Here is a 24,070-nt window from a genome sequence, read left to right as displayed (position 1 = left end):
CGATGATACCGCTCTCCGGTTCGGGCGCCGGGGCGGCTGCGACCGCCGCAGCGAGCGATCCCGGGCTACTCGTGTTCCTCGCCATCGGCGTCCTCGGCGGCGCGCACTGTCTCGGCATGTGTGGTCCGCTCGTGACGCTGTACGCCGACCGGCTTGGAAGCGGGGCCGAACGTGTTCGACCCATCGACGTCCGCCAGCACCTGCTGTTCAACGCCGGCCGAACGCTCAGTTACGCCGCCATCGGAGCGCTCATGGGGGCGCTCGGGGCGGTACTCTTCGACGTCGCCGCCGTCGCCACCCTCGCGACCGACGTTCGGGGCGTCACGGGCATCCTCGCCGGCGGCTTCATCGTGTTCACCGGCGCGGGCTATCTCCTCCGTGGTACCGTCGGTCACGGCGTCGGGATTCCGTTCGTCGGTGACGCCTTCTCGCGAGTGTACGCCGCCGTGACGACCCGCGTCGACGAGTGGGTCGGCGGCCCCCGGATCATCGCGCTCGGCGCGCTCCACGGATTCCTCCCCTGCCCACTGCTCTACCCCGCCTTCCTCTACGCGTTCGCCGTCGGCTCGCCGATCCGCGGGGCGGTGTCGCTCGCCGTCCTCGGCATCGGCACCGTCCCGACGCTCCTCGCCTACGGCACCGTCTTCCAGTCACTCGGAACGGGGAGTCGGGTGAACCTCCACCGGGCTCTCGGCGTCGCCTTCGTGGCCCTCGGCTACCTGCCGCTGGCCCACGGGCTGATGCTCCTCGGAATCCACATCCCCCACCCGCCGATCCCCGTCTACCAGCCGCTCGGATGACCGACACCGACACCTGCACACTCTGTGACCTGCCGACGCCCGAGCCGCCAGTGACAGCGGACGGTGTCACGGGCACCTTCTGCTGTCGCGGCTGTCTGGAAGTGGCGCGAACCCTCGACGACATCGAGGGCGCGTCGGCCGCGGACGTGGACGGTCCCGAGGGCGTGCGCGAGGCGCTCGGCGGCGACGAGGGGAGCCCGGAACCGGACGCCGACACCGACGCCGCCTTCGTCGCCGTCGATGGCATGCACTGTGCGACCTGCGAGGCGTTTCTGGAGGCGCGCGCGACCGACCACGACGGCGTCGCCACGGCGGAGGCGTCCTACCCCTCGAATCTCGTCCGTCTCGTCTACGACCCGGACCGACTGGACGAGGGTGACCTGCCCGACCTCCTCGACGGTGCGGGCTACCGCGCCCGCGCGATCGACGAGGAGGGCGAGGACGACACCACCGAGACCATCGGCCGTCTGATCATCGGCGGCTTCTTCGGCATGATGACGATGGCGTGGTACGTCCTCTTTCTCTACCCCACCTACCTCGGCCTCGACGTGTCCCTCCTCGACGTGACCGGATCGGCCGGCCAGTATCTCCTCTGGAACGTCTGGGTGATGACGAGCATCGTCCTCGGCTACACCGGCTACCCCATCCTCCGGGGGGCGTACGTCAGCCTCAAAGCCGGCCGACCCAACATGGATCTGCTCGTCGCGCTCGCGGCCGGCACCGCCTACGTCTACTCGACGGCGACGCTTCTCCTCGGCGGGACGGAGGTGTATTTCGACATCACGACGGTCGTCGTCGTCGTCGTCACCCTCGGCGGCTACTACGAGACGCGCCTGAAATCGCGCGCCGCGGGGCAGTTGACCGAACTCACCGAGAGCCGGGTCGAGGAGGCGCGCCGACGGACGGCGACGGGGGAGGAGACGGTTGCAGTCGAGGATATCGAGGCTGGTGACGACCTCGTCGTCGGCACTGGCGAGCGCGTGCCCGTGGACGGCACGGTGATCGAGGGGACGGCCGCCGTCGACGAATCGCTCGTGACCGGCGAGTCGGTCCCCGTTCGACACACCGCCGGCGACGAGGTGATCGGCGGCGGCCTCGTCACCGAGGGCGGCATCGTCGTCGCGGCCGACGAAGGGGCGACGAGCACGCTCGACCGCCTCGTCACCCACCTCTGGCGTGTCCGGAGTTCGCGCTCCGGCGTCCAGCGCCTCGCCGACCGCCTCGCCGCCGTCTTCGTCCCCGTCGTCGTCCTCCTCGCCCTCGGGGCGTTCGTCGTCCACCTCGCCCTCGGTTCGTCGCCGACGGCCGCCTTTCTGACCGGTCTCGCCGTCCTCGTCGTCTCCTGTCCCTGCGCGCTGGGGCTGGCGACGCCGCTCGCCGTCGCCGCGGGCGTCCGCGAGGCACTCGCCGCGGGCATCGTCATCACTGACGGCGACGTGTTCGAGCGCGCAACGGAGGCCGACATCGTCGCCTTCGACAAGACGGGGACGCTCACGACGGGGGAGATGACGCTGTACGACACTGCCGGCGAAAGCGACGCCATCGCCCGGGCCGCCGCCGTCGAGACGTTCGCGGATCACCCGATGGGGCGGGCGGTGATCGAGGCCGTCGACGTACCGGACCTCGCCGTCGACGACTTCGAGCGCCACCCCGGACGGGGCGTCAGCGGAACAGTCGAGGGCGACCGCGTGACCGTCGGTCGCGCCGACCTGTTCGAGGACTGCGAGATACCGGCCACCTACCGCGAGCGCTACGACCGCGCCGTCGACGCCGGGCGCGTCGCCGCCTACGTGGGCCGGGGAGGCACGGTTCGGGGCGTCCTCGTCGCCGGCGACCAGCCCCGACCGGAGTGGCGGCGGGTCGTCTCGGCCGTCGCCGCGGACGTGGAGCGAGTCGTGATCATCACCGGCGACGGCGAGGCGGCGGCCGCCCGCTTCCGCGACCACCCCGACGTGGACGACGTGTTCGCCGGCGTCCCCCCCGAGGCGAAAGCGGAGGTGATCGGCCGCCTGCGCGAGGAGGGAACGACGGTGATGGTGGGCGATGGCAGCAACGACGCGCCGGCGCTGGCGGCGGCCGACCTCGGCATCTCGCTGGAGAGCGGAACCCGCCTCGCGGCCGACGCCGCCGACGCCGTCGTGACGACCGACGATCTGACCACCGTCCCCGAGGTGTTCCGTCTCACCGCGGCGACGAAGCGACGCATCCGCGAGAATCTCGGGTGGGCGTTCCTCTACAACGCCCTCGCGGTGCCGGCGGCCGCGCTGGGCGCGCTCAACCCCCTCGTCGCCGCGGTGGCGATGGCCGCGAGTAGCCTGCTGGTGGTCGGGAACTCGGCGCGGGGGCTGGGGACGACTGACGAGTGCGACACGGATCGGTCGACGGCGTCGGGGACACTGCACGAGACGACGGATGGACCAACAGCCCCGGTCGCCGACGGCGGAGGCGACGCGTAGTCGGACGGTCAGAAGGCGTGTGGGTCGTCCTCGTAGCCACAGAGTTCGTCGTAGAGGTCGGTCCGACGGTCCCGCGGGATGACGTTGTGGTCGTTCCACGTCTTCATTTTTCGGGCGTCCATGAGGTTGCAGTCCTCGACGACGAGCAGTTCCTCGTCTTCTTGGCTTGCCGGTCCGGCGATGGGGTTGCCCGCGGGATCGACGACCAGACTGCGGCCGAGGAACGGTTGGCCGCGTTCGGTGCCGACGCGGTCGGCACAGGCGAACCACACCGTATTGACGTGGGCGTTCGACACGGCGAGGTAGTTCGCCCGGGCGAGTTCGTCCTCGTCCATCTGTCCGGACTGTTCGTACTCGTTGATCGGCACCCAGTTGGTGGGTTCGGCGATGATATCGGCGCCTTTCCCCGCTTGGATGCGCGTCAGTTCGGGGAACCACTGATCGTAACAGATCTGCATCCCGATGCGACCGATCTTCGTTTCGAACACCGTGACCTCGTCACCGGGTTCGAACCAGAGTTTCTCCTCGTTCCAGAGGTGAACCTTCCGGTGGGTGCCGATGTATCCGTCCGGACCGACGAGGATAGAGGAGTTGTACAGCAGGTCGCCGTCCTGCTCGGAGTAGCCACCAACGATGTACGCATCGTACTCTTCGGCGAGGTCGATCCACCGCTGGGCCGTCTTCCCCTCCGGAATGGGTTCGGCGAGCGAGCGCGCCTCCTCGCGGGAGTTGAAGACGTAGCCCGAGTTAGCGAGTTCGGGCAGAACGATGAAGTCCGCACCACGCTCCGCGGCGTCCTCGATGAACTCGCAGGACTTCTCCCGATTGCCCTCCAGATCCCCAACCCGGGGCTCGAACTGTGCACAGGCGATAGTGACGAGCGACTCGCGGCCCGGTTCCCGTTCGTCGACCGTCGGTTCGTCCCGTTCTACTGCGTTAGGGTGTGACATACCAAATCGTACGGACGCGGAACGCAAAAGCGTTGACCTCGGAGCAACTCAGGCACCGCTCAGCGTTGCGAGCGTCTCGGCCAAGACTGCAGTCGCCGTCGCGCAGTCGTCCCAGTCGGTCCACTCGCGAGGACTGTGCGAAATGCCATCCCGAGAAGGGGCAAAGAGGAGAGCGGCGTCAGTAACATCGGCGACGTACATCGTGTCGTGGAAGGCGCCGGAGTGTAAATCGAGCGTGTCGATACCGAGACGGTCAGCGGCGGCGTGGACCGTGTCTCGGAGTCGCTCACTCATGTCGGTCGGTGCAGCGGTGAAGTCCCGGTGGAGGTCGGTGATGACGCCACGGTCGGCTTCGAGGCGGTCGAGTTCCGCGCGAACACCGTCGATCACGTCCTCAATGACCGCGGCGTCGGTGTCGCGCACGTCGAGGCTGGCGGTGACGGCACCCGGAATAACGTTCACGGCGCCGGGCTCGACGTCGAGTTGACCGACGGTCCCGACCAGCGTCTCGGGGCGTTCGTCGGCGGTTACCGCCGCTTCCAAGCTGAGGACGAATTCGCTCGCGGCAGTCAGCGCGTCGGTTCGCTCGGCCATCGGCGTCGACCCGGCGTGATTCGCGCTGCCCGTGACAGTTACTTCACCGTGTGTCACTCCCGCGATAGTGGTGACGACGCCGACTGGCACGCCGGCATCCTCCAGACGTGTCGACTGCTCGACGTGGAGTTCGAGCCACGCGTCCCACTCGCTTGCGTCGAGATGGCCGTCGCCGCGGTAGCCGATGTCGGCCAGCGCGTCGGAGAGGGTGACTCCGTCGTCGTCGGTGAGGGTCAGCGCGTCCTCGACGGACCGATGCCCGCTGGCGACGGACGAACCGAGGAGCCCGTCGGCGAACCGGACACCCTCCTCCTCGGTGAACGAGACGACCTCGATCGGTCGCTCGGGAGTGCGGGCGGCGTCCTGCATGGCTCGGACGGCTTCGAGGCCGGCGTAGACGCCGAGTGGGCCGTCGAAGATGCCGCCGCGAGGAACGGAGTCGAGGTGGCTTCCGACTGCTACGGGTGCCGCCGTCGGGTCGGCGCTTGGCGGCACCCAGCGGCCGGCGATGTTGCCGACGGCATCGACACGAACCTCGAGACCCGCCTCTTCGAAGCGTTTGACCAGCCGATCACGGGCGTTCCGGTTCGCCGTCGATCCGGTCAGGACAGTCCGCCCCCGCCCCTCCGAAGCGTCGACGGCACCGAACGCTCCCGTCGTCTCGATGTCGGTCCGGAGTCGGTCCGCGCGTATCTGGAAAGATTGGGAGGTCACAGGTCGTACTGCTCGGGCGGCGTGCAAAAGGATATCTGTGGGTTTCGGTGGGGTGGTTCTACGGGGCAGATGTCGTCTCAGCTAGTGGGCAAAATGTATATGTGGGTAATACATCGTCAGGGTATGTCACGTAATGACGATGGGCAGAATCGGACAACGCGATTGAGTCGGAGGCGACTCATACAGAGCGGAGCGGCGACAACTGGACTGACTGCACTGGGCGGGTGTCTCGGCGGGAGCGGTGGTGGCGGAAGTTCCGGACCGGTACGGGTCGGTGTACTCTCACCGCTGAGCGGCGCGTGGACGGTGTACGGGAAGGCTCACCGCCGTGGCTTCGAACTCGCGATGGATGAAGTCAACGCGAACGGGGGGATCAACGGGCGCGACGTGGAGGTCATCGTCGAGGACACCCAGACCGACCCCAAGACGGTGACAGAGAAGGCACAGAAAGTGATCCGACAGGACAACGTCGATGTGGTCGCCGGTACGTTCAGTAGTGCCTCGCGAAACGCCGCGGCACCGGTCGTGACCCAAGAGGACAAGGTGCTGCTCTACCCCACCTTCTACGAGGGTCAGGATCAAGAGAACTTCCCGGGGACGTGTAACGACCTGCTCTTCATGTTCGGCATCGTCCCCTCCCAGCAGGCGGCACCGTGGATGGACCACATGACCTCCGAACACGGGAGCAACTTCTACATGGTCGGGTCGGACTACGTCTGGCCGCGCTTCACGAACAAGCGGGTGAAAGCCAACCTCCAAGAACTCGGCGGCAACGTCGTCGGCGAGGAGTACATCCCGCTCGGCACCTCCGACTTCGGATCGGTGCTCTCGCGCATCTCTAACTCGGACGCCGACATCGTGTTCGGAACCCTCACCGGAACGGACACCATCGCGTTCGCCAAGCAGTTCTACAGCCGCGGCCTCAACGAGGAATTCACGTACTGGACGGTCGACGACGAGGAGTTCGCCACCCAGGGGAAGGGACCACAGGCCGCCCACGGGACGTACGTGAGCTTCGACTACTTCCACACCATCGACACGGAACTGAACAAGCAGTTCGTCAGCAAGGTCCAGTCGGAGTACGGCGAGAACGCGGGCATGGACACGGTTGGCGCCGCGATGTACAACGCTGGCCACATGTTCGCCAAGGCCGCGAACGAGGTTGGGTCGGTCAACACCGACGACATCATCGGCGGCCTCGAAGGACTCTCGCACACCGGGCCACAGGGCGAGTTGAAGATGCGCGAGAAAGACCATCAGATGGTCCTACCGTCGTATCTGACGCGCGTGCCCGAGAGTTGGTCGGACACCAACGACTTCGAGGGGATGTTCGAGATCATCGACAAGCAGGAGTCGGTGACACCGGAGACGGCGAACTGCGAATTCCCGCTCGGAAAGGGTAACTAACTCGGCCGATCGATGCTCGCGCTCGATTTCGCCAGTATCATCAGTCAGACCCTGTTCGCCACGTCAATTCTGATCGTCGCAGCGCTCGGACTCGCCATCATCTTCGGGATGATGGGCGTGATCAACCTCGCCCACGGTGCGCTGATAACTGTCGGGGCGTACGTCGCGTACACGGTGACGAATGCAGGCTTCAGCCTCTGGACCGCGTTCGTCATTGCACCGATCGTCGTCGCGCTCGTCGGGCTGATCATGGAGCGGACAGTCATCAATCGCCTCTACGAGCGCCCGGTCGACACGTTGCTGGCGACGTGGGGATTCGCGCTGGTGATCCAAGAACTGATCAAAGTCATCTTCGGGACGAGTGCACAGTCAGTTCCGAACCCCTACTCCACACCGGTCGAGGTGTTCGGTGCGAATCTACCACAGTATCGCATCCTCCTGGTCGGACTGGCCATCGTGCTCCTCGTGGTCACGTACGTGACGTTCAAATACACCGATTTCGGCATCAAATCCCGAGCGGTGATCCAGAACGACGAGATGGCCGGGATGCTCGGTACTGACGTTCGGTTCGTCTACATGGTGACGTTCATGATCGGAGCCGGGCTGGCGGGGCTCGCCGGGGCAGCCGTCTCGCCGATCGTGGGCGCCGACCCGAGGACTGGGTTGGGTTATCTCGTCCAGTCCTTCTTCGTGGTCATCGTCGGTGGAACGGGGCAGTTACTCGCCGGGACGCTCGGCGGCTCCGGTCTCATCGGCGGGTCCGCAGCGGCACTCTCGTTCGTGAGTTCCCAGACGTTCGCACAGACGGTCGTGTTCGCGTTCGCAATCATCGTCATTCGGATCAAACCCGAGGGACTGTTCGGAGGACAATAATGTCGTATATCGATCGAACGAAAGGGGCATTGTACCAAGCGTCGATGTCGGAGAAAGTGTTGTTGGGCGCGACTGTCGTCGGGCTCTTCCTGCCGGTCGTACTCCAGCCATATCTGGCCTTCCTCGCGGCCCAGTACTACTTGTTCTCGCTCATGGCATTGAGCCTCGGCCTCCTCTGGGGGTACGTCGGTATCCTCAGCTTCGGGCAGGCCGCATTCTTCGGACTCGGGGCGTACGTCATGGCGTGGTCGTTCAAGTATACGTTCGTCCCGGGTCTCAATCCGGCGTACGTCGCGTTGGTGTTGGCTCCGCTAGTTACTGGCGCCATCGCCGCCATACTCGGGTGGTTCCTGTTCTACTCCGACGTGAAAGACGTCTACTTCGTCATCATCACCCTCGCACTGTCCGTGATTCTCGAACAGCTGGCGGTCAGCGTATCGAGCATCTTCGGCGGATTCAACGGAATCTACCTCCCCCGGATGGCGGTGTCGATTCCGGGGGTGTTCAGCTATCAACTCGCCAACGACCGGGTGTTCTACTACGTGGCTTTCGCGGCGCTCGTCGGTGGATACGCCCTCTGCCGACGGATCGTCCGCTCCGACTTCGGGGAGACGCTCCTCGCCATCAAGGAAAACGAGGAACGGACGAAGAGCCTCGGCTACAACACCGCTCGCTACAAGACGCAAGTGTTCACCGTCTCTGGGGCGCTTGCCGGCATCGCGGGCGCGCTGTACGCAACACTGTCACAGTTCGTCTCGCCGCCGCTGACCGGATTCGTCCTCTCGACGGAGGTTGTTATCTGGGTCGCGGTCGGTGGCCGGAACCTCCTGCTCGGCGCCATAACCGGTGGGCTCCTCGTCAACGCCGCATCGACCGGGCTGAGTTCTGCCCTCGCGGATCGCTACATCCTCATCCTCGGCCTGATCTTCATCGCGGTCGTGGTGACGTTCAAGAAAGGGGTAGTCGGCTATCTCGCTGAGCGCTACGACTGGGGTGAGAAACTGTGAGCACGATCCTACAGACCGACAACCTCGTCAAGGAGTTCGACGGCGTCGTCGCGACGGATAATCTCAACTACGAGATGGAAAAGGGCGACATAGAATGTGTCATCGGTCCGAACGGTGCCGGTAAGACGACGTTTTTCAATCTCATCACCGGCGCTATCAAGCCCGACTCCGGCACCGTCTACTTCGACGGCGACGACATCACGGGCCAGAGCATCAACGAAATCGCCCGCCGAGGAATGGTCCGGAAGTACCAGACACCCTCGGTGTACAACGAAATGAGCGTTCGGCGCAACATCCGAATTGCGTTCGGCGAGGACAAGCCACCGAACGCCGACGAGCGACTGACGGAGCTACTCGATCTGATCGGACTGACCGAACGCGTCGACGAAACGGCCGGAAAGCTCGATCACGGCACGAAACAGTGGCTCGAGATCGGGATGGTACTGGCGAACGATCCACAGCTCATCCTCCTCGACGAGCCGACAGCCGGAATGACGACCGAAGAGACGATGAAGACCGCGGATCTGATCACCTCGATCAACGACGCCGAAGGGGTCTCCATCATTGCCATCGAACACGACATCGAGTTCGTCCGCCAACTCTCCTCGACGGTCACTGTTCTCCATCAGGGGTCAGTGCTCGCGCAGGGTAGCGTCGAAGATATCGAATCGAACGAGGAAGTGCAGAACGTGTACTTGGGGAGTGGATGACGATGATGCTTACAATCGACGCGCTAAACGTATCGTACGGGGAGACACGGATCATCAACGATCTCTCGCTGAACTGCAGCGACGACGAGATCCTCGCGGTGCTCGGACGCAACGGGATGGGGAAGACGACGCTCCTTCGCGCGATCGCGGGCGTCCTCGAATCCGACTCGGGGACAATCACTTTCGACGGTGAGGATGTGACCGACAGCCCCCCACACGAGCGTGCACGGCGCGGGATCACCCTGATCCCACAAGGGCGAGAGATCTTCCCGGATCTCACCGTCGACGAGAACCTCCAAATGGGAACCTACGCCGCTACCGGCCGAACACCGCTCGACCGCGAGCGAGTGTACGAGTATTTCCCGATCCTCGAGGAACGGCTCGAACAGAAAGGCGGGACGCTCAGCGGCGGGCAACAGCAGATGCTGGCCATCGGACGTGGACTGGTGACGAACCCCGAACTCATCCTCCTCGACGAACCGTCCGAAGGAATCCAGCCGTCGATCGTCAAGCAGATCGGCGAGATTCTGCCGGAGATTCACCGAAAGGAAGACGTGCCCGTGGTCATCGTCGAACAGAACATCGAACTCGTGTCTTCAGTCGCCGATCGGGGGTACATCATCGAGAACGGCCGGATCGTCGAAGAGGGCGATATCCGCCGACTGCAGGACGAAGGACTCATCCAGAAGCACATCGGTATCTGACGGCGACCGACTGAGACTCAAACAGAGGCTTTCGTTTTGCGTACCCTTTTGCACCGTCGAGCACACGAACAAATATGGTCCCCTCCGTCTCCACCCCCCGTGCTCGCTCGGCCGCCGCCCGTGCCGAGGGCGCCGCCCGCGCCACCGCCTTCTGGAGCGCCGTTGCCCTCCCCTTTGCCGCCATCGGCTTGCTCGCCGTCGGTGCATCGCCGCCCCGGATCGGCCTCCTGCTCCTGTGTAACGCCGTTGCGCTCGTCGTCGGACACGGCCACCGGGGCGACCGGTCGCGCCGCGACCGCTGAGCCGACGAAGGTACGTCGGACAGTATAAGACAGACGGACTGCAATCGCCGAGGGAATGCGGGTGACGCTACTCGGGACGGGAGACACGACGGGCACACCGACCGTGGGTTGTGACTGCGACACCTGCGAACGGGCACGCGAACTCGGCGTCGAACGCTCGCGCTTCTCCGTCCACGTCGAGAACGAGCGGACCGGCGAATCGCTTCTGATCGACTTCAGCCCCGACTTCCGCCACCAGTTTCTCACACAGGACGTGCCACTGCCCGACGCCGCGCTGGTGACGCACATCCACTTCGACCACCTCGACGGGTTAGGCAACGCCTACCGCCTGTTCGACGACCTGCCCGTCCACGCGACTGGCGAGGTTGACCCCGTGACCGACGAGAGCGTCGCGGGCACCATCCGCCGGAAGTACGACTACCTCGACCGGGTGAGCGTCCACGATCATGCCCCGAACGAACGCTTCCGCGTCTGTGGGCTGGACGTACGGTTCGTCCCCGTCGACCACCCACCGCTCCTGTGTTACGGCGTCGTCGTCGAGGACCCCGAGACGGGCGCGAAATGTTCGCTCACCGGCGACACGAGTTACGGCATCCCCGAGGCGTCGCGGGACGCACTGGCGGCTCCCGACCTCCTCCTCGCTGACGCCATCGTCCCCGCATCGTCGGCCGAACACCACCCGTTCGGCGGCAAACACCACGACGACGAAGGGGTACCGCGGACGTTCGGGACGAAACACATGACCCGCGAGGGGGCGCTCGACCTCGCAGCCGACCTCGACGCCGAGCGGACGCGGTTGGTCCACCTCGCACACTACTATCCGGCCGACGAGGCGTTCGAGGAACCGCTGGCCGTCGACGGCGAGCAGTACGACCTTTAAGGGCCCGGGGCGATAGGCCGATATGATCTCGACGCTCGGCCGCGGCGCCGCCAGCGGCCTCGCGGGCGCACTCGTCTGGATCGGCGTCTCGCTACTCTTCCTCGGTACGCCCGACCCACAGCGGGCAGCAGTCGCCGGCCTCGTGCTCGCCGTTCTCGTGGCGGCGGTGACGGCACTCAGGTGAACCGATCCAGCCCCGTCTGTCGGCGCCGGACGCCTTCGGGATCGGCAACCCACGGCGTCCGGTCGTCGCGCAACGCCGCCCGGTCGACGGCGGGCGGATCGGCGGGGTCGAACCGGGAACACGACTTGCCGCACTCGCTCGCAGGATCGACGACGCGGTCGAACGCGGCACAGTGGGGGCGGCCGTCCGCAGTCGGACACATCGACGCACACCCGGGATAGTCGCGTGGTCGCCATCCCTTGCCGTAGGCGCGTTCGGCGATGGCGCGGCGCTTCCGCGCCTTTTCGGCCGCCGAGACGACCGCCACGTCGGTCCGGAGCGGGTGCTCCGCGAGCGGTTCGATCCCCGGCGTCGACGGATCGAGCGGCGTCGGTTCGCGGACGACGGTGAGGTCGCCGTCGACGAACCGCCAGACGCCCACCGACTCCGGGATACGGTTCAGGTGCGCGCCGGTCACGTAGCTCTCGGTCGCGAGGATGGAGATGTCGAAGAGACCGAGCGCGGTGTCACACCGGAGTTGTCGCTGGAGGTCGCCGGGGCGCCCGAGGTCGGGTTTGTTCTCGATGCCGATCAGGCGGTCGAACCAGTCGGGGTAGCGGGTCGTCGCGCGGACGTGCCGGCGACTCCCGCGGCGTTCGGCCTCGAAGAAGCCGACCTCGACGGCGCGGTCGGCGATACGGCGAGCGTGACCGGGCGCGCAGTCGAAGGCGTCGGAAGGGTCGACGGCGCGGCCGGGCCCCACGCCGCTCTCGATGGCTCGCGGCGGAATCGTCTCGTTCGTGATCGCGGCGCGGCGGTCGAACGCAGGGCCGGGGACCACCGCACAGACGTCGACGATCCGGGCGCCGGGGTCGGCGACCGAGGCGCCGATCTGCCGGCCGAGTACCCACTCACGGGTTCGTTCGAGGTGGGTACAGAGCGCGAGTTCGAACGCGTACTCCGACACGCTGTCGCGATTGTCGTGAATCATGCGGAATTCTCGCCGGATCAGGTCGGCGAGAATCCGCCGACTGAACGACGATCCCGATCAGTCGTCGACGATGACTTCGACGGGGTCGTCGGTGTCGTCGTCGGTGTCGAGGCCGTCGCGGCCGCCACGTTCCTGCCAGAGGAGGGCGCCGGCGACGAGGACGACGATCCACGAGCGCCAGTTCGCCAGGTTGAGCGTGTAGCCGATGCCGAAGGGCTTCTCGACGACCATGCCCTCGCCGGGCTTCCAGTGCGCGGAGAGCAGGCGGCCGAGGCTCGGGCGTTCGAAGTTGTACGGGATACCGAGAATCGATCCTGACTGCGGCTTGTCGACCATGGGAGATGCGTACGGTTCCCCGGGATAAATCGTTTCGGCTCCCGCGTGGTCGGGAACAGCGTTATTGTCGGGGACGGCCGACCTGTAGTATCGGCAATGAGTGAATCCGGGGGGTCAGGATCGGATGACTCCGACGGCACCGGGGTCGAATACGGCGAGATAGCGCTCGCGCTAGCCGTCGTCGCGGCGCTCGTCGTCGCTGCGGCGCTCCTCCCGGGCGCCGGCCTCGGCGGGACGGGCGGCGAACCGAGCGAACGGGGGACGGCGACGGCCGAGGCGCCGACGACACCCGGCCAACAGGGACGCAGCGGCACGCCGCCAGGCGGCGCGCTGGGAGGTGGGTCGCCGAGCGGCGTTCCCCTCTCACAGCCACCGGCGGAGACGCAGATCGGCTCCACGCAGTCGATGGGCCGGTCGCTGGCACAGACCCCGCAGTTCGTCGTCGAGGGACCGACGAACACGTACTGGCGCCAGACGGCGTACACGAGATACACCGGATCGACGTGGGCGAGTTCGCCGCGGTGGCAGTCCATCGACCGAGGCGTCCCCAACGACGCCCAGACGGCCGCAGGGCGGTCGATGGACTACCGCGTCACGCTTCTGGTCCCCTCGTCGTCGCTCCCGACGGCGTGGCAGCCGAGCCAGGTCCAGGTGGCGAACGGAAGCGCAGGCGTCGAGGCGTCGTCGGTCGGTGGCGTCCGCGCGACGCGACGCCTCCCTGCAGGCACGACGTATCTGGCCCGGAGCGCGGCGCCGCCCGGCGATTCGGCGACGCTTCGCGCCGCGGGCACCGACTACCCCGACCGGATCGAGCGGCGGTACACACAGCTTCCCGAGACGACTCCCGAACGAGTGGGCGCGTTCACCGACGAGTTGACCGCGGGCGACGAGACGCCGTACGACGAAGCCACGACGATTCGGGACTGGCTCCAGCAGAAACCCTACTCGCTGAACGCCAGCCACGAGGCGGGGGAGCCGGTGGCCGACCAGTTCATCTTCGAGATGGAGTCGGGCTACTGCCAGTATTACGCCACGTCGATGGTCGTCATGCTGCGGACGCAGGGGATTCCGGCGCGGTACGTCGTCGGCTACGCGCCGGGCGAGCGCGTGGGCGAGAACCAGTATCTCGTCACCGCCGACCGGGGACACGCGTGGGTCGAGGTGTTCTTCCCCGATACGGGCTGGGTACGCTTCGATCCGACCGGCTCCGGCCGGCTCCCGGTCGAAAATCCCCAGCCGCCGTACGACATCTCGCTGAATCGCTCGGCCGTCGCCGGCGCGAACGTGGCGATCACCGTCGAGAAAAACGACACGCCGGTCGTGGGCGCACCGGTCGAAATCAACGACGAGCGGGTCGGCTGGACCGGAGCGGCCGGGACGGTGACGACCCAACTGCCCTACGCCGCGGAGTTCACCGTGACCGCTCGGCCGCCGGACGCGGCGACGAAGTACGAGGGCGAGGAGGGAGAGACGACGGCGACGGCGGCCGACCTGTGGGCCGGCGGTGAGGCGCTCCCCGCCCGCCGTGACGCCAGCCCCGACCGACCGCCGATAGCCGCCGACCACGACGGGACGAACCACTCCTCGCGGACCTACCGCAGCGACACGAACGTCACGCTGTCGGTCGAGGGGACGCCCGTCGCGGGCGGCGGCGTCACCGTCGTCGCGACGATTCGTGACGTCCCCGTCCGGGAGGCGGCGGTGACCCTCGACGGCGAACGCGTGGGGACGACGGGCGCGGACGGCCGCCTCGGCTTCTCGCTCGACGGCGTCGCGCCGGGGAGCCACCGCCTCGCCGTGCAGCGCGAGTCGGTCGGCGCGACGACGACACTCCAGGTCCGCCCGGCGGGGGCCGAGACACCGACTTCGACCCCCGACCGCTCGCCGGCGCTGAACCTCTCGGTCGACGCCCCGCTCTCGCTCCCGCTTCCGGGCGGGCCGGCGACGATCCGGACGACCTGGAACGGGACGCCGGTCGGTGGCGCGCAGGTGTCGGTGGGCGGACGCGCGGTGGGCACGACGACCGAGAACGGCACGCTCGACGTGTCGCTCCCGATGTCGGGATCGGCCGCTGTCGTCGTCCGGCACGACAGTACGGCGGCGCGGACGACGCTCCCCCTCGGTCGCAACGCGGCGCTCGTCGGACTGCTCGCGCTGGGGGGGCTCACCCTCCTGTGGCGCGAGGGACGACGGCGCGGCCTCACCGGTCGGGGCGCGGCACACGCGGCCGCGACGGGGGTGGCACGACTCGCCGCGTGGGCGGTCGCCGTCTGTGTCCGCGCGGCCGACCTCCTCGTGCGTGCGGGGCAGGCGATCCGTCGCGGACTGGTACACCTCGCGGCGCTCCCGCGACAACTCGCGATCCACGGGCTGTCGGCGCTCTCGGGACTCCACCCGCGCCGGTTCGTCCGGTGGCTGCGCGCGTGGTTGGCCAGCCTCCTGTCGCGTGGCGAGTCGGGAGCGGAGACCGGGCCGGCCGGGAACGACTCGCGTGGCGCGAGTGCGTCCGGGAGCGAGGGCGACGCGGCGTCGACGGCGACGCTGCGCGACCTCTGGCGGGAGTTCGTCGCCCTCGTCGCGCCACCGCGGGCACGGACGCGCACGCCGGGTGAAATCGCCCGCTACGCCGTCGACCGCGGACTCCCGGCGGAGCCGATCCGTGCCCTGACGGACGCGTATCGTGACGCCGAATACGGGCGACTGGCGCCGGACGACGACCGCCTCGCCCGCGCCCGCGACGCGGTCCGGAGGGTTCGCGAAACGCTCCGTGGAGGCGAGCGGTCGTGAGTCGGATGACGTGGCGGCGGTTCGCCGTCGCCGTCGCCGTCGGCGGCGTCGTCTTCGCGGTCTGGTACGGGTTCGCGCCGGGGACGCTCCCAGCGGGGGTTCGGGAGCCGCTCGACACGCTCGGCGTCGACCGCGGCCTCGCACTGGCGTTCGCCGGATCGGTCGCCGGCGTCCTGGGCCTGCTGTACGCGTGGCTCTCCGAGCCGGACGGCGAGACGCCGATAGGGGACGGTCCGAACGACACGCCGGGACGACCAGTCACCGTCGCCGGCGCGGAACTCTCGGCGCGGTACGAGCGGGCGGTCGAGAACGGCGGTCCCGACGCTGGCGGCGACGACCCCCTCCGCCGACGGCTCCGCGCGGTGGTCGTCGAAAGTCACCGGCACGAACAGGAGGACCACGACGCGGCGGAAGCGTACGTCGACCGAGGAGAGTGGACCGACGACCGGTACGCGGCCGCCTTCCTCACCACTACCACTGCCGTCGACTACCCGTGGTACCACCGCCTGTACGCGTGGCTCTATCCCGGCCGCGCCTACGAGCGGCGGGTCGAACGGACGCTCGCGGCCGTCGAGGAGGCGTGTGCCGAGCGGCTATCGGGATACGAGGCGCCGCCGTCGTCGCGGGGTGGTCGGCTCCGGGCGCTCCGCCGGGCACTGGAGGGGTCGTCGTGATCCGTCGCGTCCGCCGGTATCAGGGACTGGTTGCCGCGGCAGTCCTGCTCGTCTCCGTCGGCGTCGGCACGGGCACGCCGACGCTCCTGCTCGCGGGTATCGTGCCGCTCGCGTTCGTCGTGCAGGGGGCGCTGTCCACGCTCCAGCCACTCGACGAACAGGTGCGGGTCGAGCGCGAGGTTCGACCGGAGACGCCGCTCCCGGGACAGCCGGTCGAGGTGACGCTGACGGTGACGAACGTCGGGGCGTCGATCCTGCCGGATCTGCGGGTGCGGGACGGCGTACCCGAGGAACTCGCGATCCGCGAGGGAGCGGCGAGCGCGGGCGCGGCGCTCCGGCCCGGCGAGTCGGTGACCGCCGAGTACACGCTGACCGCGAACCGCGGTCGCTACGCCTTCCAGCCGGTCCGGTTGCGGGCGTCGAGCGTGAGCGGGACGGTCGTCGCGGAGACGACCCGTGAGGCCGACGGCCCCGGCGCGTTCGAATGTCGGATCGACGCCGAGGACGTGCCGCTTCGGCGCCGGACCACCGCCTTCTCGGGGTCGCTGGCGACCGACACCGGCGGCGTCGGCGTCGAGTTCCACGCCACCCGCGACTACCGCGCCGGCGACCCGGTCAGCCGGATCAACTGGCGGCGCTACGCCAAGACGGGCGAGCTCTCGACGGTCGAGTACCGCGAACAGCGCGCGGCGAGGGTGGCGGTGTTGATCGACGGGCGCGACCCGAACCACGTCGCCGCCGGGGCGTCGCTCCCCACCGGCGCGACGCTGTGTGCGTACGCCGGGACGCTCGCCGTGCGCGTCCTCCGCGACGAGGGGCACCACGTCGGCGTCGGGGCGCTCGGGCCGGCCGATCCGATCACCGGCCGCCGACCGGCGTGGGTGCCGCCCGACGCCGACGGCTTCGCGGCCCACGCGGCCGCCGTCTGCAACGCCGCCGCGACGGGAGCGGAGGAGGCCGTGACCGCGCGGACGACGCCGGCGGCGACGACGCGAGCGACGACCGACGGCGGACGCGACGCCGCCCTCGTCCGCTTCCTCGGCCATCTCCCCGCGACGGCGCAGGTGATTCTCTGCACGCCGGCACTCGACGACGCGGTGGCGTCGATGGTCGAGACGATCCGCACCCACGGCCACGAAACGACCGTCCTCTCGCCGGCGGTGACGCCGGAGTCGGTCGGCGGCCGGACGCTCGCGCTGGAGCGAGGGATTCGACTCGACCGGATGCGAGAGGTCGGGGCGACCGTCGTCGACTGGGATCGGGAGGAGCGGTTGCCGGTGGCGCTGGCCCGGACGTTGCAGGCGGGAGGGACGCGATGACGGTGGGCGAGTCGACGGGCGCCCCGGTCGGGGCGACCGTCGTCGACTGGGATCGGGAGGAGCGGTTGCCGGTGGCGCTGGCCCGGACGTTGCAGGCGGGAGGTGCGGTGCGATGACAGCGGCGGAGCAGGAGGAACGGACGCCGTTCGGCGCCGGCGCCTCGCGCCCCGCGAGTCTGGTCGTGGCGCTGACGGTCGGCGCGGGATTGCTCGTCGCGGCCGCAACGGGGCGGGCCACCGCCGGCGTGGCGCTGATGGCGGCGACGGGCGTCGCGCTCGGTGCCGCGACGCTCTGTCGCGCCCGCGAGGGGCCGGCGTGGGCGGCCGTGGGAGCCGCGCTGACGCCACTGATCGCCCTCGGCGCCGTCGCGGGCATCGCCCTCGTCGCGGCCGGGCGTGGCGTCCTCGGGGCGGCCGCGGGCGGCGACGTGGGCGCCGTACTCCCCGCCGTCGCCCTCGCCGGCGGCGGCGGACTAGCGGCGTTCGGCGCGACCGGAACGCTCGGTGACGGCATCGGGGAGGGGGCGGTCCGGCGGGTCCACCGCTCCGCGCTGGCGACGGCGACCATCGTCGGGACGGCGTTCGGCGCGATCCTCCTCGCGCGATTCGACGCGCTCGGCGCGCTCCCGGCGCCGGCCGTCGACCTCGGGGCACTCCTCGATCCGGTGCTGTCGCCCGGCGGGCCGACGGTGTCGCTACTCTCCGTTTTCGTCCTCTTCGTCGCCACGGCGCTGGCCGGTCGAGCGGCGCTATCGACGCTCCCGATCACGGAACTGGCGCCGCGGGAGCGCCGCGAGGCGGTCGGACGGGCGGTCGAGCGCCTCGACGCGGACTTGCGTGTGGCGGTGAAGTACGGCGTGATCGCGGCGAGTGCGAGCCTCCTGACGGTGTTTCCGGTCGTCCGCGAGACGTTGCCGGTCGTCGGTCTCGGGGCGCTGGTGGCGCCGACGGGGCCGCGGGTCCTACTTCTCCTCGTCGGCGCCGTCGCCGCGACGCTGGCCCTCGTCGGTCGTCTCCTGCAGGCCGTCACGGGATCGGTGGCGCCGGTGCTGGGTCGGCTGCTCCCGGCGACGACCGGCGGCGTCCTGGTGCTCCTGGTGGCGTTCGGCGCCGGCGGGGCGCTTCGCGGGCTCGTGGAGAGCCTCCCGCCCGCGGCCCGACTCGTCGCGACCGAATTGCTCGCGACGCTCTCGCCAGCGGGCGTGGTGCTCGGGGCGGTGACCGTCGCGCTCGGCTGCCTGACGGCGACCCTGCTGGCGCTGGTCGTCTGCGCGGGCGTCGGTCTCGTGCCGACGCGAGGGAGTAGTGGGGCGCTGGCCGGCGCGGGCCTGACGCTGTGTGGCGTGGTGCTGGGCGTCGGATCGGCGCCGGCGCTCGCGACGTTCGCCCTCGTCGGCCTCGGCGTCGTCGCGTGGGACGCGAGCGATCAGGGGGTGGCGGCGCGCGCGGATCTCGGCCCGCAGTCAGCGGGACGGATCGAGGCCGTCCGCGCCGTCGGGAGCGTCGCGGTGGCGACTGTCGGCGTCGGCATCGCGTGGCTAGCGCTCGGTGTCGTCGGCACGGTGGGGATGGCCGACGGCGTCCTCGTGGGCGCGGTGGCCGCCGTCGCAGGAGCGGTGATTCTGCTGGGCGTCCTGCGGGGTTAGTCGTCCGTCTCCGCCGTCGCCGCCGGCACCTCGACGGTGTCGAGGACGGATTCGACGACGCTCGCGGGGTCCACGTCGCGGATGGACGCCTCCGAGGTCAACACGAGGCGGTGGGTCAGCACCGCGGGCGCGACGGCTTTCACGTCGTCGGGCGCGACGTAGGATCGCCCGGCGACGACGGCGTGTGCGCGCGCCGCCTCGTAGAATCGCTGGATGCCGCGGGGTGAGACGCCGATCTCGACCCGTCCATCTTCGCGGGTGGCCCGCGCCAGGTCGACGAGGTACTCACGCACCTCGCGCTCGACGGTCACGGTTTCGGGCACCTGCCGGAGGGCAGTCACCTGCGCCGCGTCGACGACGCTGTCGACCCGGGGTTTCGTCGTCGTCCGGTTGCTTCGGCGGTCGATGAGTTCGAGTTCGCCCGAACGGTCGGGATAGCCCATCGAGACCTTGACGATGAAGCGGTCACGCTGGGCCTCGGGGAGGCGGAAGGTCCCCTCCTGTTCGACGGGATTCTGCGTCGCGATGACGAAGAAAGGTTCGGGGAGGTCGAACGTCTCGCCGTCGGCGCTCACCTGTCCCTCGTCCATCGCCTCCAGCAGTGCGGATTGGGTCTTCGGCGGCGCGCGGTTGATCTCGTCGGCGAGGACGACGTTGGCGAAGACGGGGCCGCGCTGGAAGCGGAAGGTGCCCTCGTGTTCGTCGTAGACGTGCGTGCCCGTGATGTCGCTGGGCAGGAGGTCGGGCGTGAACTGGATGCGGTTGAACTCCAAGCCGAGTGCATCCGCGAGCGCGATGGCGGTCAACGTCTTGCCCGTGCCGGGAACGTCCTCGACGAGGACGTGGCCGCGGGCGAGCATTCCGGTCACCACCGTCTCCAAGAACGTCCGGTCGGCGATGACGGCCTCGCCGACGCGGTCGACGATGTCACGACACGCGTCCGTCGCCGCGTCGATTCCCATCGAATCGGTCACGACTGTCGGGCAGGAGGCGTTCGCACAAAGCTCTGACGCCGACACCGTATCATTCATTATCAACCGAATTAGACTGTCTAGCGCCAGAATTATCCTGCTCGAGCACCTATCGTGAGTGATGAGTCCCTCCCCTTTGCCGGCGCCGTCGGCCGACGATGCACGCGGCCGCAAGACGGTCCTGTTCTGTCAGGACTGCGGCCACGCCAGTCCCGTCGACGGTGACTGGCGCGTTCGGACGGTCGGTAACCACCAGCGCACGCGCTGTCCCGAGTGTCTGAGCGTCGTCGACGACCGCCGCCTCGTGACCCCCCTCGACGCAGAGGGGGCCGACGATCCGACGACGGTCCGGTTGTGTGTCGACGCCTGGAGTCGCTACTGGTCGGAGTTGACGACACTGTTCACCGACGGCCCGACCGCCGCCGAGAGCGACTGTTAGGTGTACCGACCCCGCCCCTCGACCTCGCGCAGACGGTCGAGGACGGCCTCGTCGCCGGCCTCGGCGTAACCGGCTTCGAACGCCGAGAGCACGGCGTCCGTGTCGCCCGCCGTCCCGCGGACGCTCCCGCCGAAGACGTGACAGTCCATGGCGTGATCCTCGACGTGCCCGCTGTGGTAGCCGAGGCCGAAGTCGATGAGGTAGCATCGGTCGTCGACCCGAACGTTCCGAACGGTCGGGTCGCCGTGGACGATTCCCGCGCGGTGGAGCCGTGCGAGGTGGGCCCCGACCATCCGGGCGCGGTCGGGCGTGAGCGCAGCACCGAGGTCGCGGTCGCCGACGCGGTCGAACGTGATCGTCGCCTCGGCCACGTCCACGTCGCGGACGACCGGCGTCGGTACACCCTGCCGACGGGCGTCACTGGTGAGACGGGCCTCCGCGACCGTCCGCTCGCGGCGAAGGCGTTCGTCGAGAGCCGGGTGGCGGTACGCCTTCGGCAGGCGGCGCTTGATCACGCGGGCGCCGGATTGCGTCCGGGCCTCCGTGGAGCGTGGCTCCACGCTCTCGACGGTGACGATGGCCTCCGCCCCCTGCCGCTCGGCCGTCTCCATGGGTTCGAACGCCACCGACGCTTCGTCCGCTCGCCACGTCACGTCAACTTCGTCCGGCCGGAAGTTGGGATCGACCGCCGACTCCTCGATAGTCAGGCTGTCGCCGGCGGCGAGCATCTTGGCGCCGAGGACGGCAATCATGCCCGCGTTGTCGCGGAGGTAGCGCGGGTCGGGCGCGTAGAACTCGGCACCGCGGTCGGCACACATCGTCGAGAGCATCTCACGCAGGCGCTCGTTCTGGCCGACGCCACCACCGAGGACGAGTTCGTCCGACCCTGTCAGTGAGAGGGCGCGTTCGGCCACCTCGGTCAGCATGGCGAAGATGGTCTCCTGCAGCGAGAAACACACGTCCTCGACGGGCGTCCCCTCGTCGTACTCGGCCTTGGCGGCGCTCATGAGGCCGGAGAAGGAGAAATCCATCCCCTTGACGACGTACGGGAGGTCGACATACTCGCCGTCTTTCGCCGCTTCTTCGACCTTCGGTCCGCCGGGGTGTGACCAGCCGACGTGACGGGTGAACTTGTCGATGGCGTTGCCGACGCCAGTATCCATCGTCTCCCCGAGGACGCGATACCGACCGTCGTGGTAGCCGAGCAAGTGGGCGTTGGCGCCGCTGGCGTTCAGACAGACGGGGGAGTCGAATCCGGAGCCGTACCGTCCGATTTCGAGGTGGGCGACCATGTGATTCACGCCGACGAGCGGCACGTCCAGTGTGCCAGCGAGGGCGCGGGCGGCGGTACCGACGATGCGGAGGCAGGGGCCGAGCCCCGGGCCGCGGGAGAAGGCGACGGCGTCGATGGGGCCGTCGGCGGCGTCGAGGGCCGACTCGACGACCGCCGGGATGGCCTCGCCCATGTGTTCGGCGGCCTCGCGCGGGTGAATGCCGCCGCTCTCCGGCTGGTAGGCGTCGGTTTCGATGAAGGGTTGGTCGGCGTCGAGGGGCGCGGGGTCGTCGGGATCGTACTCGAAGACCGCGGCGCTGGCCGCCCAGGCCGTCCCCTCGATGCCGAGGATGCGCATTGCGTGTGGCCCGATCAGGCCTCTTCGGCTTCCGCGTCGGCCTCGTCGGCGTCCTCGCCGTCGGCGCTGATCTTGTTTCGGTCGAGCATGTGATCCTGTTCCACGTCGCGAGCGTGATCCGGACTCTCGTACACCTTGGCGTAGCCGACCGTCTTCCGCATCCCGAACTTCGTGTCGAGTTTGTGGACGACGACTTCGGCGGAGTCCTTGTTCAGTTTGGCCGCGAGACTGTCACGAACGGAGAGCCGCGAGGGCGTCGCTTCGTCGTGCGTGATCTGGAATCGAACGTCCGTCCGATGCAACATGGGGTTCTCGTCTTCCTCGATGATGTCGATATCCATCGTTCAGTTACTCATACGTGGTCTCGAACTGGACAAAAGGATTACGAAGCGTGCGACAGGCGTCGCGGCGGGCTCAACGAGCGTCGAGGAGCGCGAGCGCGGCGTCCACGTCGCCGTCCATTCGGGTGAGGAGGTCGCGGGCGAGCGACCGCGTCTCGTCGGTGACGGGGACGAGGACCATCCCCTCGCCGGGCTGGCCGTAGACGACACAGCCGCCCTCGGGCGTGGCGAGGATGGCCGGAAGCGCGGCCAGATCCTCCTCGCCGTCGACTTCGATGACGGTGGGTTCGTCGCGGTCGAGCGCGTCGAGGAGTGCGTCGAGGAGCGCCCGCGAGAGGGTGGCCGGGGGGTTCGCCACCTCGATGTCGGCGTCTGGCAGGCGCCGGCTGATCGACTCGTCGACGCGTTCGCGTTCGGTCTTGCCGTCGACGAGGGCCACGTCGGGGGAGTGGCCGGCGTCGAGGAGGTGGACCGTGACCACGTCGCCGACGGCGACGAGGGGTCGGCCGGCGCCGTCGGCCGCGAGGAGGTCGTTCGGGTCGGTGAAGACGGAACCCAGCGGGTCCTTGAACGCTCCCCGGAGGTCGTCGGGGAGTTCGAGCACGGTTAGCGGACCTTGAGCGCGTAGCCGCCGGGGTTGGAGACGTTCATCTCGTCGGCAACCTCGGAGCGCTCGGGATGGGTGACGATGACGTAGCCCGCCCAGTCCTCCGTGAGGCTCGACGACCCGCAGTTCGCGCAGGTCTGCGTGTCGGGGTCGTTGATGAAGTGACACTCACGGCAGGCGAGGCGGTCCTCGGCCATCAGTTACCCTCCATCTGGGCCTCGCGCTCCTGTCGCTCCTCTTCGAGCCAGCCGTGTTTGCCGAGGCCCGGCTGTTTCGCCGTCAGTCCGATCTTGCTGTCGCGGGGGTTGCGCTCGTCGACGCTCTTGGTGACGATGCGTACCCGAATCTCGTCGCCGACACCGAGGGTCCGGTTCGTCTGCGTCGAGGCGAGTTGCTGGTTCTCGCCGTCGTAGGCGAGATATTCGTCGGAGATCTGGGAGACGTGGAGCAGACCGTCGACGGGACCGATCCCGACGAAGGCCCCGAACTCCACGACTTCGACGACCGTCCCGTCGACGACCTCCTGCATCTGTGGGTCGAAGGTGATGGCGTCGAACTCGGCCTCGTAGTAGACACCGGGGCGGTTGGGTAACACGGCGCCGTCGCCGATGTCGTGGACGTTGATGACGCTCACGACGCTCCCCACCTCCTCGTCCATCCGTCCTTCGAGCTTGTCCTGGAGCAGGCGCTTCACCCGCTCGGGCGTCACGTCGGCGAGGTGCCGCGGGGGCACCTCGACCGTGTCCTTGAGTCGTACCCGTTTGTACAT

General features: G+C 68.6%; 25 protein-coding genes. 15 read left to right on the top strand and 10 right to left on the bottom strand.

Going from position 1 to position 24,070, the window contains the following annotated elements; genetic code table 11:
* The first annotated feature begins 2 nt into the window (after positions 1-2).
* Together DU502_RS01955 and DU502_RS01950 are read left to right on the top strand one after the other, a co-directional pair.
* Positions 3-800, top strand: a complete 798-nt coding sequence (locus DU502_RS01955; protein WP_121920040.1) for a sulfite exporter TauE/SafE family protein — start codon at positions 3-5, stop codon at positions 798-800.
* A complete protein-coding gene (locus DU502_RS01950; RefSeq protein ID WP_121920041.1) occupies positions 797-3,256 on the top strand; it encodes a heavy metal translocating P-type ATPase in 2,460 nt (819 codons plus the stop codon). Before DU502_RS01955 ends, DU502_RS01950 begins: the two co-directional genes overlap by 4 nt.
* Before the next feature lie 8 nt (positions 3,257-3,264).
* Here the strand turns inward: DU502_RS01950 and DU502_RS01945 are convergent, their stop codons facing one another.
* Both DU502_RS01945 and DU502_RS01940 read right to left on the bottom strand, forming a co-directional pair.
* Complete coding sequence (locus DU502_RS01945) at positions 3,265-4,206, bottom strand: nitrilase family protein (RefSeq protein ID WP_121920042.1); 942 nt, start codon at positions 4,204-4,206, stop codon at positions 3,265-3,267.
* 48 nt (positions 4,207-4,254) lie between these two features.
* Complete coding sequence (locus DU502_RS01940) at positions 4,255-5,514, bottom strand: Zn-dependent hydrolase (protein WP_121920043.1); 1,260 nt, start codon at positions 5,512-5,514, stop codon at positions 4,255-4,257.
* Positions 5,515-5,583: 69 nt separating this feature from the next.
* Between DU502_RS01940 and DU502_RS01935 the strand changes: the two genes are divergently transcribed.
* From DU502_RS01935 to DU502_RS18050, 8 genes are all read left to right on the top strand, one after another.
* Entirely contained in the window at positions 5,584-6,921 is a 1,338-nt protein-coding gene (locus tag DU502_RS01935) for a substrate-binding protein (protein WP_121920044.1), read from the top strand.
* 12 nt (positions 6,922-6,933) lie between these two features.
* Positions 6,934-7,794: a branched-chain amino acid ABC transporter permease gene (locus DU502_RS01930; RefSeq protein WP_121920045.1), complete on the top strand. Its 861-nt coding sequence runs from the start codon at positions 6,934-6,936 to the stop codon at positions 7,792-7,794.
* Positions 7,794-8,801: a branched-chain amino acid ABC transporter permease gene (locus tag DU502_RS01925; protein ID WP_121920046.1), complete on the top strand. Its 1,008-nt coding sequence runs from the start codon at positions 7,794-7,796 to the stop codon at positions 8,799-8,801. Before DU502_RS01930 ends, DU502_RS01925 begins: the two co-directional genes overlap by 1 nt.
* Entirely contained in the window at positions 8,798-9,511 is a 714-nt protein-coding gene (locus tag DU502_RS01920; RefSeq protein ID WP_199722689.1) for an ATP-binding cassette domain-containing protein, read from the top strand. Before DU502_RS01925 ends, DU502_RS01920 begins: the two co-directional genes overlap by 4 nt.
* 2 nt (positions 9,512-9,513) lie before the next feature.
* Complete coding sequence (locus tag DU502_RS01915; protein ID WP_199722690.1) at positions 9,514-10,215, top strand: ABC transporter ATP-binding protein; 702 nt, start codon at positions 9,514-9,516, stop codon at positions 10,213-10,215.
* Positions 10,216-10,289: 74 nt separating this feature from the next.
* The gene (locus DU502_RS01910; RefSeq protein ID WP_121920047.1) at positions 10,290-10,517 is read left to right on the top strand and encodes a hypothetical protein; all 228 of its coding nucleotides are present in this window, start codon (positions 10,290-10,292) and stop codon (positions 10,515-10,517) included.
* A 55-nt stretch (positions 10,518-10,572) separates the two neighbouring features.
* The gene (locus DU502_RS01905) at positions 10,573-11,397 is read left to right on the top strand and encodes an MBL fold metallo-hydrolase (RefSeq protein ID WP_121920048.1); all 825 of its coding nucleotides are present in this window, start codon (positions 10,573-10,575) and stop codon (positions 11,395-11,397) included.
* Between the two features lie 22 nt (positions 11,398-11,419).
* A complete protein-coding gene (locus DU502_RS18050) occupies positions 11,420-11,581 on the top strand; it encodes a hypothetical protein (protein WP_158601152.1) in 162 nt (53 codons plus the stop codon).
* Here DU502_RS18050 and DU502_RS01900 read toward each other — a convergent pair.
* Together DU502_RS01900 and DU502_RS01895 are read right to left on the bottom strand one after the other, a co-directional pair.
* Entirely contained in the window at positions 11,574-12,551 is a 978-nt protein-coding gene (locus DU502_RS01900; protein WP_121920049.1) for a DUF5787 family protein, read from the bottom strand. The genes DU502_RS18050 and DU502_RS01900 overlap by 8 nt on opposite strands.
* A 57-nt stretch (positions 12,552-12,608) precedes the next feature.
* Positions 12,609-12,887: a DUF5808 domain-containing protein gene (locus DU502_RS01895; protein ID WP_121920050.1), complete on the bottom strand. Its 279-nt coding sequence runs from the start codon at positions 12,885-12,887 to the stop codon at positions 12,609-12,611.
* A 96-nt stretch (positions 12,888-12,983) separates the two neighbouring features.
* On the opposite strand from DU502_RS01895, the gene DU502_RS01890 reads away from it, so the two are divergent.
* From DU502_RS01890 to DU502_RS01875, 4 genes are all read left to right on the top strand, one after another.
* Positions 12,984-15,674 carry a transglutaminase domain-containing protein gene (locus tag DU502_RS01890; RefSeq protein WP_121920051.1) on the top strand — a complete coding sequence of 897 codons (2,691 nt, stop codon included), beginning with the start codon at positions 12,984-12,986 and terminating at the stop codon, positions 15,672-15,674.
* A 5-nt stretch (positions 15,675-15,679) separates the two neighbouring features.
* Positions 15,680-16,348, top strand: coding sequence for a DUF7269 family protein (locus tag DU502_RS01885; RefSeq protein WP_449271753.1), 669 nt, complete (start codon positions 15,680-15,682; stop codon positions 16,346-16,348).
* Positions 16,345-17,667, top strand: a complete 1,323-nt coding sequence (locus tag DU502_RS01880; protein ID WP_124896994.1) for a DUF58 domain-containing protein — start codon at positions 16,345-16,347, stop codon at positions 17,665-17,667. Before DU502_RS01885 ends, DU502_RS01880 begins: the two co-directional genes overlap by 4 nt.
* A 112-nt stretch (positions 17,668-17,779) precedes the next feature.
* On the top strand, positions 17,780-19,312 hold the full coding sequence (locus tag DU502_RS01875) for a hypothetical protein (RefSeq protein ID WP_121920053.1): 1,533 nt from the start codon (positions 17,780-17,782) through the stop codon (positions 19,310-19,312).
* On the opposite strand, the gene DU502_RS01870 is transcribed toward DU502_RS01875, so the two are convergent.
* Positions 19,309-20,274 (bottom strand): AAA family ATPase, encoded by a 966-nt coding sequence (locus tag DU502_RS01870; protein ID WP_121920141.1) that lies wholly within the window; start codon positions 20,272-20,274, stop codon positions 19,309-19,311. The genes DU502_RS01875 and DU502_RS01870 overlap by 4 nt on opposite strands.
* Positions 20,275-20,404: 130 nt before the next feature.
* On the opposite strand from DU502_RS01870, the gene DU502_RS01865 reads away from it, so the two are divergent.
* A complete protein-coding gene (locus DU502_RS01865; RefSeq protein ID WP_121920054.1) occupies positions 20,405-20,722 on the top strand; it encodes a hypothetical protein in 318 nt (105 codons plus the stop codon).
* On the opposite strand, the gene DU502_RS01860 is transcribed toward DU502_RS01865, so the two are convergent.
* From DU502_RS01860 to DU502_RS01840, 5 genes are all read right to left on the bottom strand, one after another.
* Complete coding sequence (locus DU502_RS01860; RefSeq protein ID WP_121920055.1) at positions 20,719-22,353, bottom strand: bifunctional N(6)-L-threonylcarbamoyladenine synthase/serine/threonine protein kinase; 1,635 nt, start codon at positions 22,351-22,353, stop codon at positions 20,719-20,721. The genes DU502_RS01865 and DU502_RS01860 overlap by 4 nt on opposite strands.
* 14 nt (positions 22,354-22,367) lie before the next feature.
* Positions 22,368-22,694 (bottom strand): 30S ribosomal protein S24e, encoded by a 327-nt coding sequence (locus tag DU502_RS01855; RefSeq protein ID WP_121920056.1) that lies wholly within the window; start codon positions 22,692-22,694, stop codon positions 22,368-22,370.
* A 73-nt stretch (positions 22,695-22,767) separates the two neighbouring features.
* On the bottom strand, positions 22,768-23,298 hold the full coding sequence (locus tag DU502_RS01850; protein WP_121920057.1) for a GTP-dependent dephospho-CoA kinase family protein: 531 nt from the start codon (positions 23,296-23,298) through the stop codon (positions 22,768-22,770).
* A gap of 2 nt (positions 23,299-23,300) precedes the next feature.
* Entirely contained in the window at positions 23,301-23,498 is a 198-nt protein-coding gene (gene spt4 / locus DU502_RS01845) for a transcription elongation factor subunit Spt4 (protein WP_121920058.1), read from the bottom strand.
* Entirely contained in the window at positions 23,498-24,070 is a 573-nt protein-coding gene (locus DU502_RS01840) for a DNA-directed RNA polymerase (protein WP_121920059.1), read from the bottom strand. The genes spt4 and DU502_RS01840 overlap by 1 nt, the downstream gene beginning before the upstream one ends.

Origin of the sequence: Haloplanus aerogenes (genome assembly GCF_003856835.1) — an archaeon.
Lineage (GTDB): Archaea > Halobacteriota > Halobacteria > Halobacteriales > Haloferacaceae > Haloplanus > Haloplanus aerogenes.
This window is presented reverse-complemented; position numbering and strand designations above follow the sequence as displayed.

Bases quoted from the DNA above. Each gene is read 5' to 3' on its own strand.
- DU502_RS01955 (WP_121920040.1), top strand. From the start codon at position 3: ATGATACCGCTCTCCGGTTCGGGCGCCGGGGCGGCTGCGACCGCCGCA.
- DU502_RS01950 (WP_121920041.1), top strand. From the start codon at position 797: ATGACCGACACCGACACCTGCACACTCTGTGACCTGCCGACGCCCGAG.
- DU502_RS01945 (WP_121920042.1), bottom strand. From the start codon at position 4,206: ATGTCACACCCTAACGCAGTAGAACGGGACGAACCGACGGTCGACGAA.
- DU502_RS01935 (WP_121920044.1), top strand. From the start codon at position 5,584: ATGTCGTCTCAGCTAGTGGGCAAAATGTATATGTGGGTAATACATCGT.
- DU502_RS01930 (WP_121920045.1), top strand. From the start codon at position 6,934: ATGCTCGCGCTCGATTTCGCCAGTATCATCAGTCAGACCCTGTTCGCC.
- DU502_RS01925 (WP_121920046.1), top strand. From the start codon at position 7,794: ATGTCGTATATCGATCGAACGAAAGGGGCATTGTACCAAGCGTCGATG.
- DU502_RS01915 (WP_199722690.1), top strand. From the start codon at position 9,514: ATGATGCTTACAATCGACGCGCTAAACGTATCGTACGGGGAGACACGG.
- DU502_RS01910 (WP_121920047.1), top strand. From the start codon at position 10,290: ATGGTCCCCTCCGTCTCCACCCCCCGTGCTCGCTCGGCCGCCGCCCGT.
- DU502_RS01905 (WP_121920048.1), top strand. From the start codon at position 10,573: ATGCGGGTGACGCTACTCGGGACGGGAGACACGACGGGCACACCGACC.
- DU502_RS18050 (WP_158601152.1), top strand. From the start codon at position 11,420: ATGATCTCGACGCTCGGCCGCGGCGCCGCCAGCGGCCTCGCGGGCGCA.
- DU502_RS01900 (WP_121920049.1), bottom strand. From the start codon at position 12,551: ATGATTCACGACAATCGCGACAGCGTGTCGGAGTACGCGTTCGAACTC.
- DU502_RS01895 (WP_121920050.1), bottom strand. From the start codon at position 12,887: ATGGTCGACAAGCCGCAGTCAGGATCGATTCTCGGTATCCCGTACAAC.
- DU502_RS01890 (WP_121920051.1), top strand. From the start codon at position 12,984: ATGAGTGAATCCGGGGGGTCAGGATCGGATGACTCCGACGGCACCGGG.
- DU502_RS01885 (WP_449271753.1), top strand. From the start codon at position 15,680: ATGACGTGGCGGCGGTTCGCCGTCGCCGTCGCCGTCGGCGGCGTCGTC.
- DU502_RS01875 (WP_121920053.1), top strand. From the start codon at position 17,780: ATGACAGCGGCGGAGCAGGAGGAACGGACGCCGTTCGGCGCCGGCGCC.
- DU502_RS01870 (WP_121920141.1), bottom strand. From the start codon at position 20,274: ATGGGAATCGACGCGGCGACGGACGCGTGTCGTGACATCGTCGACCGC.
- DU502_RS01865 (WP_121920054.1), top strand. From the start codon at position 20,405: ATGAGTCCCTCCCCTTTGCCGGCGCCGTCGGCCGACGATGCACGCGGC.
- DU502_RS01860 (WP_121920055.1), bottom strand. From the start codon at position 22,353: ATGCGCATCCTCGGCATCGAGGGGACGGCCTGGGCGGCCAGCGCCGCG.
- DU502_RS01855 (WP_121920056.1), bottom strand. From the start codon at position 22,694: ATGGATATCGACATCATCGAGGAAGACGAGAACCCCATGTTGCATCGG.
- spt4 (WP_121920058.1), bottom strand. From the start codon at position 23,498: ATGGCCGAGGACCGCCTCGCCTGCCGTGAGTGTCACTTCATCAACGAC.
- DU502_RS01840 (WP_121920059.1), bottom strand. From the start codon at position 24,070: ATGTACAAACGGGTACGACTCAAGGACACGGTCGAGGTGCCCCCGCGG.